Below are 18,359 nucleotides of genomic sequence, written 5' to 3' on the forward strand. Positions count from 1 at the left end.
CCAGGCCATCCTTGACGGCCGTGAGCACGGTGTCACGCTAGACCAGGAGGGCGATCACATCGTTCTTAATGGTTGCTACGGCTACGCAAACGCCAATGGCGCCGCGCGGGTCATGCGCGGCGCCATCGCTTTAGCTTGGAGACTTCAGTCGATCAGAACTTCACAGTGATGCCACCGTAGACCGTGGACTCGGTGCAGCTCTTGGTGCTCTGGCCGGTCGCGGCGACCGTGCAGACACCCGCCATGGCGTTGTGGTCGAGGCCGAACTTGTTCTGCCAGTAGCGGTAGGCAACCCACAGGTCGACGAAATGCGAGTACTTGTCACCCCAGACCGCCTTCGAGGCATCGAAGGTCAGGCGGATCGGCTCGCTGTTCAGCTCGGTCTTGGACTTGGTGCTGAAGATGCCTGTGCCGGACAGCGCGGGAAGGCCGTTCGAGTCACCCTTCGGTCCGTACCAGCCGGCGCGACCGCTGATCGACCAGAACTGCATGTTCGGCGGCAGGAAGCCGAGGTCCATGTAGTAGTTGATTTCGACGGCCCAGGTCGGGTTGTAGCTGACATTGCCATCGGAGTTACAGGTCACGCCCGCAATACCGGGTGCGAACAGGCCGCACTGGGTGAAGGCGTTGTGATTCGAAAACTCCCAGTACATCAACGGAGCAACGTTGAAGTAGCCCTTGTAGGGAAGGTCGAAGGCGAACTGGAGACCGGCGACGACGTCGCGCTTGGCGGGCGCGAGGAAGTTGTTCTCGGTGTTGGCATCCATGCCGACTTCGAACGAAATGTTGTGCAGCGGCCCCATGGTGAAGGCCTTGGTGTTGAATATCTCGTTCCAGCCGAAGGTCGAGCGGAACAGGCCGTAGATCTCGGTGGCCCCCGCACAGTCGCTGAAAGTGCCGTTGATGTTCACGCCCGGCGCAACGCAAGGCGAGGCAGGGTCGTTATGACCCGACTTGAACATCGAGATGGTGAAGAAGTTGGTGCCGTAGGCCCAGAGGTCGAAGTGGGTGAAGGAATAGACCTGCTTGGCGGTGGTGCCGTTGATGCTGCCGTCCGGACGGACGCTCCACATGCCGGGGTCGGTACCCTTGGGCATCCACGAGAAGGACACGCGGTTGTCGACCACCAGGAAGAACGGGAGGTCGGCCGCCTTCTTGGCAGCCTTGACCGGCAGATCCGCCGCCTGGGCCAGGCCAGAGGTAGCGAGTGTAGCAAGTGACAGCGCAGCGGCTGCAATTGCCTTGAAACGAAACGACATCCTGAATACCCCCAAGTTTGGACACGTAAAAATGAACGTCCCTTGGGTGCGACACTTGCGCCGATCTCCCGGGGTGAGAAGCCTCAACTTCTTTCAAGGCATGCCGCTTGTTTCGGCACGCGGCGGCATTTCACTGCGGAATTCTAGGGATTCTCGTGCGCTCCCTTCCGCCTGCCTACGGCAAGGCAAGGCGGGCTATTGCCGGACATTCCCGTTTGATTTTGTTCGGCTTTCATGTCGGAGCGAACGTGCAGGCATGATGATCGGCGGCCATCGTCAAATCGGTCCGCAAATGCATACGCGCGGTGGCGCGACTTTGCTCAGCTTCACGTCAAGCCTGCACAGCCGGTTCCGATTTGGTTTGAACCGTCACAAATTTGCAACAGACGTCACGCGCAAGCCGCGCCGGCAAGGACAGTCCCGAAGCGATGGAGCACGATCCGCACCCGGCCGGAGCGGCGACTCGCCGATATCAACCGCCTGCCGAAGCGTTGAGCAAGGGATGACGCTTTTCACACCTTACGCGGCGGTTCAAACTAGCTCACTATTGAGACACTTCACCCCATGCAAGCGCATCAGCGAATGTTAGATCCGACGCCTAACGGCCTGCATTCCGGCGAGTCCCCGCTGCTTCAGACGCTCGGGCTCACCAAGCGCTATGGGGATTTTCTCGCCAACGACTCCATCGACATCGATATCTGGCCGACGGAAATCCACGCGCTGCTGGGCGAGAACGGCGCCGGCAAGTCCACGCTGGTCAAGGCGATCTACGGGCTGATCCAGCCCAGCGCCGGCGAGATTCGCTGGCAGGGCCAGCCGATCGCACTGTCCGGTCCGTCGGAAGCTCGCAGCCGCGGCATCGGCATGGTGTTCCAGCATTTCTCGCTGTTCGACAACCTTACCGTCGCCGAGAACGTCGCGCTCGGCCTCGACGGCAAAGAGTCCTTCAAGGACATGTCGGCGCGGCTGGAGCAGGTGTCGAAGACCTATGGACTGCCGCTCGATCCCAAACGCGAGGTCTGGCAATTGTCGGTTGGCGAGCGCCAGCGTATCGAGATCGTCCGCGCGCTGATGCAGGATCCGAAATTCCTGATCCTGGACGAGCCCACCGCCGTGCTGACGCCGCAGGAGGCCGACCAGCTTTTCATCGTGCTGGAGCGGCTCAAGGCCGAAGGCCGTGCCATCCTCTACATCAGCCACAAGTTAGAGGAGGTGAAGCGGCTCTGCGACACCGCCACGATCCTGCGCGGCGGCAAGAAAGTAGACACCTGCAATCCCCGGCTCGAAACCGCCGCCTCGCTCGCGCGCATGATGGTCGGCGGCGAGATCAAGGAAGTCAAAGCGCCCGCCGGCCGCAAGACCACCGTGCCGCGGCTCGTCGTCAACGACCTCTCGCTCGCACCGAGCGAAGCGCACGGCGTTCGGCTTGAGCACATCTCGTTCGAGCTGAAGGGCGGCGAGATTCTCGGCATCGCCGGCGTCGCCGGCAACGGCCAGGACGAGCTGTTCGCCGCGCTCTCCGGCGAGCGCCTGTCCAAGGACCCCGGCACGGTGGTGATCGAGGGCATCGCCGCCGGGCATCTGTCGATCACGCAGCGGCGCAAGCTGGGGGCCGCCTTCGTTCCCGAGGAGCGGCTCGGTCACGGCACCGCGCCGCGCATGAAGCTGTCGGAGAACGCGCTGCTGACCGGGCACGCCGCCAGCGGCATGGTCCATCGCGGCTTCATCGACACCGCGGCGACGCTGAAGACCGTCGACCGGGCGACCGAAACGTTCGATGTGCGCAAGGCCAAGCGCGATCCGGAGGCTGCGAGCCTTTCCGGCGGCAATCTGCAAAAGTTCATCGTCGGCCGCGAGATCCTGCGCAATCCGGCGGTGCTGGTGGTGAGCCAGCCCACCTGGGGCGTCGATGCCGGCGCTGCCGCCGTGATCCGCCAGGCGCTACTCGATCTCGCAACCGCCGGCGCCGCCGTGCTGGTGACAAGCCAGGATCTCGACGAGCTCGCCGAGATCGCCGACCGCATCGCCGTGATGTTCCACGGCCACCTGTCGGCGCCGCTCGCAACAAGCGAGGCGACCCGCGAAAAGCTCGGCCTTCTGATGGGCGGCAGCAGCCTGGAGCCGAAGGAGGCCGCGCATGCAGTTGGTGCTTGAGAAGCGCGCCGAGCGCTCCAACACGATCGCACTGGTCTCGCCGCTGATCGCGATCGGCCTGACGATCGTCACCATGACCATCCTGTTCGCGATCCTCGGCAAGAATCCGCTGCTCGCGCTGCATGCCTATTTCATCGCGCCGCTCACTGACAGCTATTCGCTCCAGGAGATCGCGGTGAAGGCGACGCCGCTGGTGATGATCGCGATCGGCCTGTCGCTCTGCTATCTCGCGAACGCCTGGAACATCGGCGCCGAAGGGCAATTCCTCATCGGCGCGGTCGCCGGAAGCTGGATTGCGGTGAAGACGCAAGGCACCGACGCCGGAGCCTGGGTGTTGCCGGCGATGCTCGTGCTCGCAGCCGCAGCAGGCGCGCTCTATGCGCTGATCCCGGCGATCTGCAAGGTGAGGTTCGGCGCCAGCGAGATCCTGACCAGCCTGATGCTGGTCTATGTCGCCGATCTCTTTCTCGACTATCTCGTGCGCGGCCCCTGGCGTGATCCGCACGGCTTCAACTTCCCGACCACCGCCGAATTCGATCCGGTGGCGACGGTGCCGCTGCTGATCGAAGGTGGCCGGCTGCATCTCGGGTCGATCATCGCCCTGCTCGTCGTTGCGGCAGCGGCGATCCTGCTCGGACGAACCATCAAGGGATTCGAAATCCGCGTGGTTGGCGCTGCGCCGCGCGCGGCGCGGTTTGGCGGCTTCAACGCCAACCAGCTGATCATCCTGACCTTCGCCGTCTCCGGCGCGCTCGCGGGCCTTGCCGGCATCATCGAGGTCGCAGGCCCGGTCGGACATCTCCAGCCCGGTATCTCGCCGGGCTACGGTTTTACCGCGATCATCGTCGCTTTCCTCGGCCGGCTGAATCCCCTTGGAATACTAATTGCAGGCCTTTTTCTCGCACTGACCTTTATCGGCGGCGAGCAGGCGCAGATCGCGATGAAGATCCCGTTGGACGTCACCAAGGTTTTTCAGGGCATCCTGCTGTTCTACGTGCTCGCCTGCGACTCCCTCATTCTCTACCGCTTCAAGCTGGTCTTCCCGAACCGACAGGTGGCCCGTGGAACTGGTTGAAGCCATCATCCTTGCGGTGCTCGCCGCCTCGACGCCGCTTCTGATCGCGGCGACCGGCGAGCTCGTGACCGAGCGCTCCGGCGTGCTCAATCTCGGCGTCGAGGGCATGATGATCGTTGGCGCCGCCTGCGGCTTTGCCGGCGCCTGGCTGACCGGCTCGATCTTCGTCGGCGCGCTGTTCGGCATCGTCGCGGGCACGCTGATGTCGCTGATCTTCGCCCTGATGGCGCTCGGCCTCGCCGTCAACCAGGTCGCAACGGGCCTGGCGCTGACCATCCTCGGCATCGGGCTCTCCGGCCTGATCGGCGCCGGGTTCGTCGGCGAGCGCATCACGCCGGCGGTGCATCTTGCCATTCCCGGCCTCACCGGCATCCCGCTGATCGGCCGCGTGCTGTTCGGTGAGGACGCCTTCGTTTACTTCTCCATCGCACTCATCATCGGCGTCTGGTGGTTCCTGTACCGCACGCGGGCGGGCTTGATCCTGCGCGCCTGCGGCGACAATCACGTCTCCGCGCACGCGCTCGGCTATCCCGTGCTGCGCATCCGCACTTTCGCCGTGATGTTCGGCGGCGCCTGCGCCGGGCTTGCCGGTGCATACCTGCCGCTCGCCTACACGCCGTTCTTCATTCCCGGCATGACCGCGGGCCGCGGCTGGATAGCGCTGGCGCTCGTGGTGTTCTCGTCCTGGCGGCCGGGCCGGCTCGTGGTCGGCGCCTATCTGTTCGGCGCGGTGACGATCCTGCAACTGCACGCCCAGGGCTGGGGCGTCGGCATTCCCTCGCAATTCATGTCGGCGCTGCCTTACCTCGCAACCGTCATTGTCCTGGTCCTGTTGTCCCGTGCGCGCACCGGTGGCTCGACCGCGCCGGCCGCGCTCGGCACCGTGTTCGTGCCTGACCGCTGAGTTTTCATTTCCACGGCGGGCGCGATGGGGCGCGCACGCTGCGGATCGTGGCTTTCCCCGACTATCTGGAGATTGATGATGAGAAAATCACTTCTTGCGCTGGCTGCCGGGCTTCTGCTTGCCGGAAGCGTCAGTGCCGCCTCCGCCGCCGACAAGCTGAAAGTCGGCTTCATTTACCTCGGCCCGGTGGGCGACCTCGGCTGGACCTACCAGCACGAACAGGGACGCCTGGCGCTGGTGAAGGAATTGGGCGACAAGATCGAGACCACCACGCTCGAGAACGTCCCTGAAGGTCCCGACGCCGAGCGCGCCATCGAGCAGCTCGTCCGCGCCGGCAACAAGCTGATCTTCACGACGTCGTTCGGATACATGGATCCGACGCTGAAGGTCGCCAAGAAATACCCGAACGTGCATTTCGAGCACGCCACCGGCTACAAGCGCGACAAGAACATGTCGACCTATTCGGCCAAATGGTATCAGGGCCGCTACATCCAGGGCCTGATCGCGGCCAAGATGTCGAAGTCCGGCGTGCTCGGCTATATCGGCTCGTTCCCGATCCCCGAGGTCGTCTCCGGCATCAACGCGACGATCCTCGCGGCGCAGACCATCAACCCGAACATCAAGGTCAAGATCATCTGGGCCAACACCTGGTTCGATCCGGGCAAGGAAGCCGACGCCGCCAAGGCGCTGATCGACCAGGGCGCCGACGTCATCATGCAGCACACGGACTCGCCGGCGGCGATGCAGATCGCCAGCGAACGCGGCAAGCTCGCCTTCGGCCAGGATTCCGAGATGATCAAGTTCGGGCCCAAGACCCAGCTGACCTCGATCCTCGACACCTGGGGCCCCTACTACATCGAGCGCGTCAAGGCCGAGCTCGCCGGCACCTGGAAGTCCGAGGACACCTGGGGCGGCCTCGACAGCCACATGTTCGCGATGGCGCCCTACACCAACATGCCCGACGACGTGAAGAAGATGGCAGAGGATGCCCAGGCCGCAATCACCGCCGGCAAGCTGCATCCGTTCAAATGCCCGATCGTTGGGCAGGACGGCAAGGAGGTCGAGTGCAAGGGCGGCGCCAACCTCGCTGACGGCCAGATCCTTGGCATGAATTTCTACGTCAAGGGCATCGACGACAAGCTGCCGGGCAAGTAGCACGCTTCTTGCATTGCCCAGATCACCTGCTCCTCCCGGAGGAGGTTCGGAGGGGGTAGCCACAAGCACCCGGCACTTGTGGTTGCCCCCTCTTTCTATTCCGCCCCTATCCCGCCTGCATCGCCCGCGCCGCGGAACCGTGGCGGCGGATGAGATCGGCGACATCCAGTCCCGGAATCGCGCCGTCGATGACGGCCCATTGTCCTGCCACCATGACCCGGTCGGCCCGGTGCGCCCCGCACAGCACCACCGCGGCCAGGGGATCGCCATGGCCGGAGAAACGCAGCTCGTCGAGCCTGAACAGCGCGAGATCGGCCGCGTTGCCGACGGCAATCTCACCGAGTTCCGGCCGGCCGACACAGGCCGCCGAGCCCTTGGTCGCCCAGCGCAGCGCATCCTTGTGACTGACCCTCGTCACCCCGTAGCGCGCCCGTTGCAGCAGGAACGCGGCCCGCACCTCCTGCATCAGGTTCGACCCGTCGTTCGAGGCCGAGCCGTCCACGCCGATGCCGATCCCGACGCCGGCCTCCTCCATCTCGCAGACCGGGCAGCAACCGGATGCCAGAAGCTGATTGCTGCAGGCGCAATGGCTGATGGTCGTCCCGGCCTTGCCGAGCCGCTTCATCTCGTCCGGATTGAAGAAGATTCCGTGGGCGAGCCAGGTCCGCGCGTTGAGCCAGCCGCATTGCTCCAGATAGTCGAGCGGACGGCAGCCATACATCTGCTGGCAGAACTTGTTCTCGTCCTCGGTCTCGGCGAGATGGGTGTGCAGGCGCACGTCGAGCTTGTCGGCGAGGTCGGCGGTCGCGCGCATCAGGGAGGTCGTCACCGAGAACGGCGAGCAAGGCGCGAGCGCGATCTGCACCATCGCATCCGCGCCGCGCTGGTGATGCTTTGCGACCACGCGCGCGCTGTCGGCGAGAATCGTGTCCTCGTCCTGCACGACGCTGTCGGGCGGCAGACCGCCGTCGCGCTGCGACAGGTTCATCGAGCCGCGCGTCAGCAGCACGCGCACGCCGAGCCGTTTTGCGACTCCGACCTCGATATCGACGGACTCTTCGAGCCCGGCCGGGAACACGTAGTGATGATCGGTCGTGGTGGTGCAGCCGGACAGCAGCAGCTCGGACATCGCCACGGTCACGCCGAGCTCCAGCGATTCCGGCGTCATCCTCGCCCACACCGGATAGAGCGCCTGGAGCCAGGGAAACAGCTCGCGGTCCATCGCCGCCGGCAGCGCCCGTGTCAGCGTCTGGTAGAAATGATGATGGGTGTTGATGAGGCCCGGCAGCACGACGTGCTCGCCCGCGTCGAACACCGCGACATCCGCGGTCGCAGGCACGCCGCCGGCCGGCACGAGCTCGACGATTCGATCATCCTTCACCACGATCCCGCGCCCGGCGCCGTCGGCGAGGATGGCCAGGGGATCCCTGATCCAGATCGGCTTCGCGTCGCTCATGATCCTGTTTCTCCCCACATCCGCTGACGGCAGACCTGCAAGGCGGAGGCCAGCCCGATCGCGTTCCCGCTGCGACTTCTTGTTGCGACTTGGCTCTGGTCTTGCAAGACTTTCCCTCGGTACAAATCACTCGGTGCAAGCGCTGGCGCAGCCATGGACTTGAATACCATCACAGCCGTAGCCCATCCGCAAACGCGCGCGCAGCTGCCCGTTTGGACGCCAGGTGATGCTTGGCTCGCAGGCGGCACCTGGCTGTTCTCGGAGCCGCAAGCGCAGCTGACACGGCTGATCGATCTCACCGATCTGAAATGGCCGGCGCTGACGATCACCGAGAGCCATCTCGGCATTGCCGCCACTTGTACTGTCGCGCAGATCGATGGACTCGCCTGCCCGCCCGACTGGCTCGCAGCGCCGCTGATCAACCAGTGCTGCCGCGCCTTCCTTGCGTCGTTCAAGATCTGGAAGACCGCAACCGTCGGCGGCAATCTCTGCATGTCGCTGCCGGCCGGTCCGATGATCTCGCTCACATCAGCGCTCGACGGCGTCTGCACGATCTGGAAGGCCGGCGGCGGCGAACAGAAGATTCCCGTCATCGACTTCGTCACCGGCAACCAGCGCAACCGCCTGACGCCGGGCGATCTGCTGCGGCAGATCGATATCCCGATTGCCGCACTGAAGCGCCGCACGGCATTTCGTCAGATTTCGCTCGCCCCGGTCGGCCGCTCGGCAGCGCTCCTGATCGGCAGCTTCGATCCCGATGGCACGCTGGCGCTGACCGTCACCGCATCGACGGTGCGGCCGATCCGGCTCTCCTTTCCCAAACGGCCGGACGCGAATGCGCTTCGCGACGCGATCGTGCAGCAGATCACTGATGACCTGTACCACACCGACATCCACGGCAAGCCGCTCTGGCGCAAGCACATGACGCTGCGGCTCGCCGAAGAGATTCGCGGCGAACTCCTGGGGGCGACGCCGTCATGAGCTTCGAGATCAACGGCAAGACGTTTCCGCAGGAGCCGCGCGCCGGCCAGTGCCTCCGCACGTTCCTGCGCGAGCTCGGTCATTTCGGCGTCAAGAAGGGCTGCGATGCCGGCGATTGCGGCGCCTGCACCGTGCTGCTCGACGGCGAGCCGGTGCACAGCTGCCTGATCCCGGCGTTCCGCGCCGAGGGGCGCGCCGTCACTACGATCGAGGGCCTCGGCGGTGACCACGGCGCGCATCCGATGCAGCAGGCCTTCCTCGATGCGCAGGGCTTTCAATGCGGCTTCTGCACCGCCGGCATGATCCTGACCTGCGCCTCGCTGAACCAGGCGCAACGCACCGATCTCGGCGCCGCGCTGAAGGGCAATATCTGCCGCTGCACCGGATATCGCGCGATCGAGGACGCGCTGCTCGGCAAGATCAATGTCGAGGAGAGCGTCGAGGCCGGCGCCGCCTTCGGCCGCAGCCTGCCGGCGCCCGCAGGTCCCGATGTCGTGCGCGGCAAGGCACGCTACACGTTCGACACACAGATGGGCGGCCTGCTGCACATCAAGCTGCTCCGCTCGCCTCACGCCCACGCCAGAATCATCGCGATCGACAAGTCCGCCGCACTCGGCGTTCCCGGCGTGCATGCGGTGCTGACGCATGAGGATGCTCCATCGGTGCTGATCTCGACCGCGCGGCACGAGAAGGACTGGATGGACCCGGAGGACACTCGCATCCTCGACGACGTCGTGCGCTTCATCGGCCAGAAGGTCGCCGCCGTCGTCGCCGACAGCGAAGGCGCCGCCGAGGAGGCCTGCCGGAGGCTCAAGGTCACTTACGAGATCCTGCCGGCGCTGATCGATCCAGAGCAGGCGATGGCGCCCGGCGCGCCGGTCATTCATCCGGACCGTACCACCGAGAACCGCGTCGCCGACGCCAAGCGCAACCTCGCGGCTGAGACCCATGGCGAGTTCGGCGATGTCGCAGCAGCACTCGCCACATCTGCCGTCACCTACGAGGCCACCTTCCACAGCCATCGCGTGCAGCATGCGGCGCTAGAGACCCATGGCGGCCTCGCCTGGCTCGACGCTTCCGGGGTGCTCAACGTCCGCACCTCGACACAGGTGCCGTTCCTGACCCGGCGCGCGCTGTCCGACATCTTCCAGCTGCCCATGGACAAGGTCCGCGTGTTCTGCGAGCGCGTCGGCGGCGGCTTTGGCGGCAAGCAGGAGATGTTCGTCGAGGATATCCTGGCGCTCGCCGCACTGAAGACCGGACGGCCCGTGAAGCTCGAGCTCACCCGCGAGGAGCAGTTCATCGCGACCTCGACGCGGCATCCGATGCGGGTCCACATCAAGGCCGGTGCCGATGCCGACGGCCAGCTCACCGCACTCCAGCTCGACGTGCTCTCCAACACCGGCGCCTACGGCAATCACGCCGGCCCGGTGATGTTCCACTCGCTGGCCGAGTCCATCAGCGTCTACAATTGCCCGAACAAGCGAGTGGACGGCTACGCCGTCTACACCAACACGGTGCCATCCGGCGCGTTTCGCGGCTATGGCCTGCCGCAGACGCTGATCGCGATCGAGGCCGCGATCGACGAGCTGGCCAGGCGGCTCGGCATCAGCCCCTACGACATGCGCCGGCGCAACATCGTCAAGCCGGGCGATCCCATGCTGTCGCCGCCGCCGTCCGAATATCACGACGTGCTCTATGGCTCCTACGGCCTCGACCAGTGCCTCGATCTCGTCGAGCGCGCGATGCAGGCGGATGGCCCGCAGCCGGAGCTGTCGCCGGAATGGCTGATCGGCGACGGCATCGCGCTGACCATGATCGACACGGTGCCGCCGGCCGGCCACATCGCGGACGCCATGATCGCGCTCAACGACGACGGCGGCTTCGATCTCACCGTCGGCACCGCCGAGTTCGGCAACGGCACCAGCACGGTCCACAGCCAGATCGCGGCGACGACGCTTGCGACCACCGTCGACAGGATTCGCCTGCGCCAGTCCGATACCGCCCATGGCGGCCACGACACCGGCGCCTATGGCAGCGCGGGCACTTTCGTCGCCGGCAAGGCGACCCATGCGGCGGCCATGCAGCTTGCGACCGAGCTGAAGGCGGCGGCCGCAGACGCCTGGCTTTGCGACGTCGGGACTTGCACGCTCGAGGACGAGACGGTCGTCAGCGGCGTGCGGCGCATGTCCTTTATGGATCTCGTGAAGCTTGCCCGCGAACGCGGCCAGCCGCTCGCAGCACACGGCAATTCCGGCGGCACGCCGCGCTCGGTCGGCTTCAACGTGCAGGGCTTTCGCGTGGCGGTGAACAAGGCCACCGGCGAGCTCAAGATTCTCAGAAGCGTGCAGGCGGCGGATGCCGGCGTCGTCGCCAACCCGATGCAGTGCCGCGGCCAGGTCGAGGGCGGCGTCGCGCAGGCGCTTGGCGCTGCGCTCTACGAGGAGATGGTGATCGACGTGACCGGCCGCGTCACCAACCCGAAGTTCCGCGACTACCACCTGCCTTCTTTCGCCGACGTGCCGCGCACCGAGGTCCTCTTCGCCGAGACCTCCGACACCATCGGCCCCCTGGGCGCGAAGTCGATGAGCGAGAGTCCGTACAACCCGGTCGCCGCCGCGCTCGGCAACGCGATTGCAGACGCCACCGGCATCCGCTTCACGGCGCCGCCTTTCAAGCCGGACCGGCTGTTTCCGGCGCTGCACGACAAATTTGGTTAGGCCTATTTCGGGGGATTCATTCATGAGCAGCGAGGTCCATCCTGTCGACGAGGTCCTGCCGGTCCCGCGCCTGCTCGCGCTCGGGCTCCAGCACGTGCTGGTGATGTACGCCGGCGCGGTCGCGGTGCCGCTGATCATCGGACGCGCGCTGAAGCTGCCGCCCGAGGACGTCGCCTTCCTGATCAGCGCCGACCTGTTCGCCTGCGGGATTGCGACGCTGGTGCAATGCCTGGGTTTCCCCGGCGTCGGCATCCGCCTGCCGGTGATGATGGGGGTGACGTTTGCCTCGGTCGGACCGATGCTCTCGATGGCGGCCGCGCCCGATATCGGCCTGCTCGGCATCTACGGCTCCGTCATCGCCGCCGGCCTGTTCGGCATCGTCGCCGCACCCTTCGTCAGCCGGCTTCTGCCGCTGTTTCCGCCCGTCGTCACCGGCAGCATCATTCTCGTCATCGGCATCTCCTTGATGCGGGTCGGCATCAACTGGGCCGGCGGCGGCCTGCCGACGCTGACGAAGGTGGTCGACGGCGTCGCCGGAAGCTTTCCCAATCCGGCCTATGGGCAATTGCAGGGGCTCGGCATTTCGCTGTTCGTGCTGCTTTTCATCCTCGGCCTGATCAAATGGGGCACCGGCTTCCTCGCCAACGTTTCCGTGCTGCTCGGCATCGTCGCCGGCGCCGTACTCGCAACCATTCTGGGCGTGATGCATTTCGACAAGGTCACCGCGGCCTCCTGGGGCGCGCTGGTGATCCCCTTCCGCTTCGGCATGCCGCAATTTCATCTGGTGCCTGTTGTCACCATGTGCGTCGTCATGATCGTGGTGATGATCGAGTCGCTCGGCATGTTCCTCGCGCTCGGCGACATCACCGGCAAGGCGGTCGACCGCGAAGCCCTGAGCCGGGGCTTGCGCGCCGACGGCGTCGGGACGCTGCTCGGCGGCATCTTCAACACCTTTCCCTACACCTCGTTCTCGCAGAATGTCGGCCTGGTCTCGGTCACCGGCGTTCGCTCGCGCTGGGTGACGGTGACGGGCGGCTGCATCATGCTCGGGCTCGGCTTGCTGCCGAAGCTCGCCGCGCTGGTCGAGGCGGTGCCGCTGGTCGTGCTCGGCGGCGCGGGCCTCGTGATGTTCGGCATGGTCGCGGCAACAGGCGCGCGCATCCTCACCTCGGTCGATTTCCGCACCAACCGCTACAATCTCTTCATCGTCGCGATCTCGATCGGCTTCGGCCTGATCCCGCTCGCCGCGCCCGGGTTCTTCCGGAACCTGCCGCATGATCTCCAGCCGCTGCTGGAGTCCGGCATTTTGCTTTGTGCGGTGGTCTCCGTGCTGCTCAATGCCTTCTTCAACGGCTTGAGCGGCGGCGCTGCGGCAGAGGCGGATGCTGCGGCAGTCGCATCATCCGCGCAGCATGTTTAGCTGCCGCGATAGGTCGCGTAGCTCCAGGGCGTGACCAGCAGCGGCACGTGATAATGGTTTTCCGGCTCGCTGATCGCAAAGCGCAACGGGATCTCGTCGAGGAACGCCGGCTCTGACAGCGGCACGTTGCGCTCGGCGTAATATTTGGCGACGCGAAAGCGAAGCTCGTAGCGGCCGATCGGAAGCGGACGGCCGCCGATCAACGGCTGGTCGGTCCGCCCATCCGCATTGGTGACGGTGCGCGCGATGACGCGGCTCTCGCCGAGCGCAGAGAGCTCGATGAGCTCCACTGGGATGCCCGGCGCAGGCTTGCCGGCGTGATTGTCCAGCACATGCGTCGAGAGCCGGCCGTGCACCTTGAGCTTGTCGTCGGTGACGACGAGCTGATCGAGCCGCAGCGCCGAGATGCGGCCAATCTCCTCGATCGCCCGTCGCGTCTCGGTCTTGGCAATGTTGAGCAGCCGCGTCTCGAAGTCGGCCAGCACGGAATCCTTGGTGTGGCGGCGCACGCAGACGATGTAGGGGAAGCCGAACTTTTCACGGTACGCATTGTTGACGCGCTCGAACGCGGCATATTCGTCTTCCGACAACCGGTCGAGCCCGGCGCTGTTCTGCTCGTCGGTCGATTCCGCCGTCAGGCCCGCGGCGCGCTGGGTCTTGTTGGCGAGGTCGGGATGCGCCCGGATCAGCGCCAGCTGCACGTCGGGTTCGGCGCTCTGGATCGCTGCCATCAGCGCGGCGTGCAACTGGTTGATGCCGGTGAATGGCCGCTGGCCGGCGAGCTTCTCCGCGATCCAGGGCGAATATTCGACGACATTGGCGAGGGCCGCGACGAAGCCGGCTTTGTCGGCGGCGTTGAGATCGGCGAGCGGGATTTGCGACATCGTTGCTTACCCGATCTCGAACGCGTCGGCGGCAAGGTGCGCGTGCTTGTCGTGCCAATGCTGCGCGATCTGGAGCCGCGTCGGCACCCAGACGCGCTCGTGCTTGCCGATGTAATCCAGGAAGCGGATCAGCCCCGCGGCGCGGCCGGGCCGGCCGGCGAGGCGGCAATGCAGCCCGACCGACATCATCTTCGGCGCGGTCTCGCCTTCGGCGTAGAGCACGTCGAAGGCGTCCTTCAGATAGGTGTAGAACTGCTCGCCTTCGGCAAAGCCCTGCGGATTGATGAACCGCATGTCGTTGGCGTCTAACGTATAGGGAATGATGAGCTGCTTGCCCCTGGCGCCCTTGACCCAATAGGGCAGATCGTCGGCATAGGAGTCGCAGAGATAGAGGAAGCCACCCTCTTCCATCAGGAGACGGTTGGTGTTGATCGAGGAGCGTCCGGTGTACCAGCCAAGCGGCCGCGATCCGGTCGCCTCAAGGTGGACGCGGATCGACTCGGCGATCTCGGCGCGCTCCTGCGCCTCGGTCATGTCCTTGTGCTCGATCCATTTCAGGCTGTGGCTGGCGATGTCCCAGCCCGCCTCCTTCATCGCAGCAACGATTTCCGGATTGCGCTTCAGCGCGGTGGCGACGCCGAACACGGTGGTCGGCCACTTCCGTTCGTTGAACATTCGCCACAAGCGCCAGAAGCCCGCGCGCGAGCCATATTCGAACATCGATTCGATATTGGCGTGGCGCTGGCCCGGCCAGGGCTGCGCGCCGAGCACATCGGACAGGAAGGCTTCCGAGGCGCGGTCGCCGTGCAGGATGTTGTTCTCGCCGCCCTCCTCGAAATTGACGACGAACTGCACCGCGACCCGCGCGTTGCCGGGCCATTGCGGATGCGGCGGGTTGCGGCCGTAACCGCGGAGATCGCGCGGGTAGCGGGCGTCGGTCACTCAGACTTCCTCGAAGCGGATCGGCAGCGCGCCCTTCCACAGCACGCTCTTGCCGAGGGTCGCGAGGTTCTCCAACCCCGAGGTCACCGTGATGAAGTGATTGCCGGCGAGCTGGCCCATCTTGCTCGCGAAGCTCACGCCGCCATAGGCCATCAGGATCTCGGTCTCGCTGATGCCGCCGGGATAAAGGATGATCTGGCCCGGCGCGGGATAGCTGGTGTGGTTCTCGTAGCCGACGCCGAAATCGAGGTCGCCGAGCGGCATCCACACCGCCTCGCCGCTCCAGCGCACATGGATGATGTGGCTTTCAAACGGCATGGCCTTGCGGAACGCGGCAACGGTCTTGGGCGCCAGTTGCTCCTCGAAGCGGGCATCGAAGGTGTAGTCGCCGGCACGGATAACGAGTTTGCTCATCTCATCTCTCTGGATCGGGGGCTAAAGGCCCCACGGGGAACTTTCAAGCAAAGAGCATTCCATCGGGCTTCGCGCAAGTGGCGCGACACCTCACCTGCGGTCGTAGGACCAGCCGAAAATGCCGCTCCGCCGCGTCTCCGGCTCGGCCTCGGCGGCAGGCGGCGGCGCCTCCTTGAGTTCCGCCGGCGGCGGGGGTGGAGGCGGTGCGGGAAGGTTCTCGCATTTCATCGAGTAGACCAGCTTGCCGTCCGCCGTCCGCCCGATCGGCGCGCAGGGGTCCGGATGCGCCGCCGCAGTCTTCGGAGTGAGCTTGACCTGCGCCGCGGCCGGCGCGGCGATCAGGAGAAGGACCAGCAGATATTTCGACATCGTTGTCGCCCGAAAACCAATTCGCCCCATTCAACCGGATTGCCGGGGGCAAGTCCATCGGGCCCGACCGGGCGATTGCCGAATATTTAGCCGGGACTAAAAAATTTGCTCGCCGCAACGTGAAGGTGGCGCCGCTGATATTCACAAGGCCCCATCGCCATGTCAGCCGCGACGACGAACACATTTCTCACAGCCGGAGCGTCGTCACGGGAGAAACAACGATGCGAAAAACCTTCGCCATTCTCGGCGCCACGCTGATGGCCGCCGCCACCATCCAGACCGCCGCAGCGAGCGACCGCCACCACAGCCGCAAGGCGAAACCTGCCCCCATCACCCAATCGGTGCGCGACTCCAACGCCGCGCTCTGGCCGTCGCAGCCCACCGCGCCCGACTGGTCGCGCTACGCCAACGGCGCCATGTCGGCACCGGCGGGACGGTGACGTGCCGGCGGGGTGCTTTGCTTTGGTGAAAGCAGTAATGACGGAGCAAGTTGCAACGCCCCCGTTCTCTCCCGTGTCCCGGACAAGCTGCAACGCGTGAAGCGTTGCGGCGCAGAGCCGGGACCCAGAAGCCACGAACTTCCGTGTGGCATGGGCCCCGGCTCAGCAGCGCACCGCTGAAGGAGCGCTGCGCTGCGTCCGGGGCACGAGAGCGGAGCGTGACGTACCGCTGCCTCCACATCGTCATTGCGAGCCAACGGGTCCGCGCAAAGCGCGGCCCGATGACAGGCTCCGCGAAGCAATCCAGAGTCTTTCCGCGGAGGGATTCTGGATTGCTTCGCCGCGCTCGCAATGACGGAGTATGAGGCAACAGCGTCGCTCTTCCAGCGGGCATTTCATCTCGCAGATTCACCTTCTCATCTCGCAGACGCGCCTTCCCGATCTCGCGGCGCAATTCGCCCGAGTTTTGCTTCATCGCTCCACCCTCTTCAAGCCAAGAGGGCGCAGGGAAGGCCGGGTGCCGGCTGGCACCCGCGGTCTGCCGCGCGAAAGGCACACGCAGAAAACCGCACAGCAGCATACAGGTGTAGCCAATCACTCGGCCTTCCCTGCGCAGTGGTTGGACGGCTTATGCCGTGCTCTCCCGGGAGCCGAGTTCCTTCTGGCCTCCCTCACCCCAGCGAAATTCACCGGCACCGCGCCGGTTGACGCGACTGCCGCCTCCGCAAGAGCTTGACCGTAGCAACGACGGCCAGGACCACACGGTTTTGCCGTACGCACGGCTCGCCCTTTCGCCGCAGTTTTTCCAGCCCTGTCGACGGAGCCGGAAACTTACGAGCGAGACGAACCTGACAGCGCCGCTCGTCTGGCGCGAAGCCTTGGGCTCACGGAGAGCAATCCGCCCTGCCCGCACCTCTCGCGCCCGACGCTGCCGCGTCCACCGCAAGCCCGGCTCGCGAAAAATGACGACCACATGATCGCCCTTCAAGGTCAAGCCGGGATGGGCGACACATACGACAAATCCGAATTTCGGTAAAGCGGAATATTTTCATGGAAGGGCATTGACAGACGGGCGAAACAGGACGGACGGCGGCCCGTCCCCGAAGCAACAAAGGGGCGGTGCAAAGCACCGCCCCTTTGGCGAAATCGGTGAAGCTTCCCGCGGATCCGACGATGACCCTCGGATTGCACTCCGTCCAGGCTACGGCGAAAACGACCGCCTAGTAGGGCTGATAATAGTAGCGCTCGCCGTAGTAGGGACCGCCGCCGTAATAGCCCGGTCCGCCGTAATAAGGACGCGGGCCATAGTAATAGTTGTCCTCATAGTACTCGCGGCGCCGCTGCTCGGCGATCACCCCCCCGATGATGCCCGCCGCGGCCCCCATGACGGCAAGGCCCGCAGCGTTCGAGCCGCGTCGATAGTAGCGGTGGCGGCGTGCTGCGCTGAAATCGGTGACGTCGGAGGCAGCCTGCCCCGCCGTCACGACCTTTGCGGACACCGGCTTGGCCGGTCCCGAGGACGCCGCAGCCGAGGGCGATGCAGAGGTTGCGACCAGTGCCAGGCTGGCGAACGCGGCCAGTACAATCTTGCGGCCAGCCGCGGAATTCATCGGTCCATCACTCATTTTGTTTTGACCTTCCTCTGCTCTCGCCCAGATTGACCCATGCAAACAATGTATCAATATATAATGCGCAAACCACTGAAATGGTTGCGTAATCGCGGCAATCTGCCACGCTTTGAACGATTGTAAACCGAACGACCAGACGCAGCTTGAACCCTTCAACCTGAGCGGATAATGAACAGCCGCGCCGTTTTTCGGTCGCCGTAAGCGTTTCACGTGAACCAACGCATCAACCGACGCCGTCGGGATCGATGCCATTTGCAGGGTTCAACGTGACTGACGCGTCCTTTTCAGTAAGAGAAATCAGATGATTGCGGTTCGCAAACTGCCGGCGCGCTACGCGCCGATCGTAATGCCTTTTGTGCTATCCATCCTCATGACAGCCGTGGTGTCGGTCATTTCGACGCTTCGAAGCCTCGGCGCAACGCCGGCCTTCCTCGCGACCTGGCCGGGCGCCTGGGCGCTGTCATGGCTGGTCGCCTTTCCAACGCTGCTGATGGTGCTGCCACTGGTCCGCCGGATCGTGGCCTGCGTCGTCGCTTCTCCGTCTCAGTGAACCGGAAA

General features: G+C 65.1%; 16 protein-coding genes. 9 read left to right on the plus strand and 7 right to left on the minus strand.

Going from position 1 to position 18,359, the window contains the following annotated elements; genetic code table 11:
• Positions 1-152 precede the first annotated feature (152 nt).
• The gene (locus XI09_RS14515; RefSeq protein ID WP_271567435.1) at positions 153-1,259 is read right to left on the minus strand and encodes a hypothetical protein; all 1,107 of its coding nucleotides are present in this window, start codon (positions 1,257-1,259) and stop codon (positions 153-155) included.
• A gap of 582 nt (positions 1,260-1,841) precedes the next feature.
• On the opposite strand from XI09_RS14515, the gene XI09_RS14520 reads away from it, so the two are divergent.
• The 4 genes from XI09_RS14520 to XI09_RS14535 all read left to right on the plus strand — a co-directional run bounded on the left by XI09_RS14520 (position 1,842) and on the right by XI09_RS14535 (position 6,547).
• Complete coding sequence (locus tag XI09_RS14520) at positions 1,842-3,413, plus strand: ABC transporter ATP-binding protein (RefSeq protein ID WP_271567436.1); 1,572 nt, start codon at positions 1,842-1,844, stop codon at positions 3,411-3,413.
• The gene (locus XI09_RS14525) at positions 3,397-4,488 is read left to right on the plus strand and encodes an ABC transporter permease (protein ID WP_271567437.1); all 1,092 of its coding nucleotides are present in this window, start codon (positions 3,397-3,399) and stop codon (positions 4,486-4,488) included. Before XI09_RS14520 ends, XI09_RS14525 begins: the two co-directional genes overlap by 17 nt.
• Positions 4,475-5,392, plus strand: coding sequence for an ABC transporter permease (locus tag XI09_RS14530; RefSeq protein WP_027545862.1), 918 nt, complete (start codon positions 4,475-4,477; stop codon positions 5,390-5,392). The genes XI09_RS14525 and XI09_RS14530 overlap by 14 nt, the downstream gene beginning before the upstream one ends.
• A 78-nt stretch (positions 5,393-5,470) precedes the next feature.
• Positions 5,471-6,547 (plus strand): BMP family ABC transporter substrate-binding protein, encoded by a 1,077-nt coding sequence (locus XI09_RS14535; RefSeq protein ID WP_028174403.1) that lies wholly within the window; start codon positions 5,471-5,473, stop codon positions 6,545-6,547.
• A 106-nt stretch (positions 6,548-6,653) separates the two neighbouring features.
• On the opposite strand, the gene XI09_RS14540 is transcribed toward XI09_RS14535, so the two are convergent.
• The gene (locus XI09_RS14540; RefSeq protein WP_271567438.1) at positions 6,654-8,003 is read right to left on the minus strand and encodes an 8-oxoguanine deaminase; all 1,350 of its coding nucleotides are present in this window, start codon (positions 8,001-8,003) and stop codon (positions 6,654-6,656) included.
• A gap of 153 nt (positions 8,004-8,156) precedes the next feature.
• Between XI09_RS14540 and XI09_RS14545 the strand changes: the two genes are divergently transcribed.
• From XI09_RS14545 to XI09_RS14555, 3 genes are read left to right on the plus strand one after another with little or no spacing between them, the layout of a single operon-like run.
• Positions 8,157-8,984 carry an FAD binding domain-containing protein gene (locus XI09_RS14545; protein WP_271567439.1) on the plus strand — a complete coding sequence of 276 codons (828 nt, stop codon included), beginning with the start codon at positions 8,157-8,159 and terminating at the stop codon, positions 8,982-8,984.
• On the plus strand, positions 8,981-11,704 hold the full coding sequence (locus XI09_RS14550; protein WP_271567440.1) for a molybdopterin-dependent oxidoreductase: 2,724 nt from the start codon (positions 8,981-8,983) through the stop codon (positions 11,702-11,704). The genes XI09_RS14545 and XI09_RS14550 overlap by 4 nt, the downstream gene beginning before the upstream one ends.
• Before the next feature lie 22 nt (positions 11,705-11,726).
• Positions 11,727-13,124, plus strand: a complete 1,398-nt coding sequence (locus XI09_RS14555) for a nucleobase:cation symporter-2 family protein (protein ID WP_271567441.1) — start codon at positions 11,727-11,729, stop codon at positions 13,122-13,124.
• On the opposite strand, the gene uraD is transcribed toward XI09_RS14555, so the two are convergent.
• The 4 genes from uraD to XI09_RS14575 all read right to left on the minus strand — a co-directional run bounded on the left by uraD (position 13,121) and on the right by XI09_RS14575 (position 15,733).
• Entirely contained in the window at positions 13,121-14,008 is an 888-nt protein-coding gene (uraD, locus tag XI09_RS14560; protein WP_271567442.1) for a 2-oxo-4-hydroxy-4-carboxy-5-ureidoimidazoline decarboxylase, read from the minus strand. The genes XI09_RS14555 and uraD overlap by 4 nt on opposite strands.
• Before the next feature lie 6 nt (positions 14,009-14,014).
• Entirely contained in the window at positions 14,015-14,950 is a 936-nt protein-coding gene (puuE, locus tag XI09_RS14565) for an allantoinase PuuE (RefSeq protein WP_271567443.1), read from the minus strand.
• Positions 14,951-15,364 (minus strand): DUF3830 family protein, encoded by a 414-nt coding sequence (locus XI09_RS14570; protein ID WP_011088906.1) that lies wholly within the window; start codon positions 15,362-15,364, stop codon positions 14,951-14,953.
• Between the two features lie 90 nt (positions 15,365-15,454).
• Positions 15,455-15,733 carry a hypothetical protein gene (locus XI09_RS14575; protein WP_271567444.1) on the minus strand — a complete coding sequence of 93 codons (279 nt, stop codon included), beginning with the start codon at positions 15,731-15,733 and terminating at the stop codon, positions 15,455-15,457.
• Positions 15,734-15,735: 2 nt separating this feature from the next.
• Between XI09_RS14575 and XI09_RS14580 the strand changes: the two genes are divergently transcribed.
• Positions 15,736-16,173, plus strand: a complete 438-nt coding sequence (locus XI09_RS14580) for a hypothetical protein (RefSeq protein ID WP_271567445.1) — start codon at positions 15,736-15,738, stop codon at positions 16,171-16,173.
• A gap of 1,220 nt (positions 16,174-17,393) precedes the next feature.
• Here the strand turns inward: XI09_RS14580 and XI09_RS14585 are convergent.
• Complete coding sequence (locus tag XI09_RS14585) at positions 17,394-17,798, minus strand: hypothetical protein (protein ID WP_271567446.1); 405 nt, start codon at positions 17,796-17,798, stop codon at positions 17,394-17,396.
• Positions 17,799-18,102: 304 nt separating this feature from the next.
• On the opposite strand from XI09_RS14585, the gene XI09_RS14590 reads away from it, so the two are divergent.
• On the plus strand, positions 18,103-18,351 hold the full coding sequence (locus XI09_RS14590; protein ID WP_027546509.1) for a DUF2798 domain-containing protein: 249 nt from the start codon (positions 18,103-18,105) through the stop codon (positions 18,349-18,351).
• The last annotated feature ends 8 nt before the right edge of the window (positions 18,352-18,359 follow it).

The organism is Bradyrhizobium sp. CCBAU 11386 (genome assembly GCF_028128955.1).
Taxonomy (GTDB): Bacteria; Pseudomonadota; Alphaproteobacteria; order Rhizobiales; family Xanthobacteraceae; genus Bradyrhizobium.

What these genes read in the sequence shown, in the direction of transcription:
- XI09_RS14585 (WP_271567446.1), bottom strand. Translation starts at nt 17,798, where the DNA reads ATGAGTGATGGACCGATGAATTCCGCGGCTGGCCGCAAGATTGTACTG.
- XI09_RS14520 (WP_271567436.1), top strand. Translation starts at nt 1,842, where the DNA reads ATGTTAGATCCGACGCCTAACGGCCTGCATTCCGGCGAGTCCCCGCTG.
- XI09_RS14535 (WP_028174403.1), top strand. Translation starts at nt 5,471, where the DNA reads ATGAGAAAATCACTTCTTGCGCTGGCTGCCGGGCTTCTGCTTGCCGGA.
- XI09_RS14590 (WP_027546509.1), top strand. Translation starts at nt 18,103, where the DNA reads ATGATTGCGGTTCGCAAACTGCCGGCGCGCTACGCGCCGATCGTAATG.
- XI09_RS14515 (WP_271567435.1), bottom strand. Translation starts at nt 1,259, where the DNA reads ATGTCGTTTCGTTTCAAGGCAATTGCAGCCGCTGCGCTGTCACTTGCT.
- XI09_RS14540 (WP_271567438.1), bottom strand. Translation starts at nt 8,003, where the DNA reads ATGAGCGACGCGAAGCCGATCTGGATCAGGGATCCCCTGGCCATCCTC.
- XI09_RS14570 (WP_011088906.1), bottom strand. Translation starts at nt 15,364, where the DNA reads ATGAGCAAACTCGTTATCCGTGCCGGCGACTACACCTTCGATGCCCGC.
- XI09_RS14575 (WP_271567444.1), bottom strand. Translation starts at nt 15,733, where the DNA reads ATGTCGAAATATCTGCTGGTCCTTCTCCTGATCGCCGCGCCGGCCGCG.
- uraD (WP_271567442.1), bottom strand. Translation starts at nt 14,008, where the DNA reads ATGTCGCAAATCCCGCTCGCCGATCTCAACGCCGCCGACAAAGCCGGC.
- XI09_RS14525 (WP_271567437.1), top strand. Translation starts at nt 3,397, where the DNA reads ATGCAGTTGGTGCTTGAGAAGCGCGCCGAGCGCTCCAACACGATCGCA.
- XI09_RS14545 (WP_271567439.1), top strand. Translation starts at nt 8,157, where the DNA reads ATGGACTTGAATACCATCACAGCCGTAGCCCATCCGCAAACGCGCGCG.
- XI09_RS14555 (WP_271567441.1), top strand. Translation starts at nt 11,727, where the DNA reads ATGAGCAGCGAGGTCCATCCTGTCGACGAGGTCCTGCCGGTCCCGCGC.
- XI09_RS14550 (WP_271567440.1), top strand. Translation starts at nt 8,981, where the DNA reads ATGAGCTTCGAGATCAACGGCAAGACGTTTCCGCAGGAGCCGCGCGCC.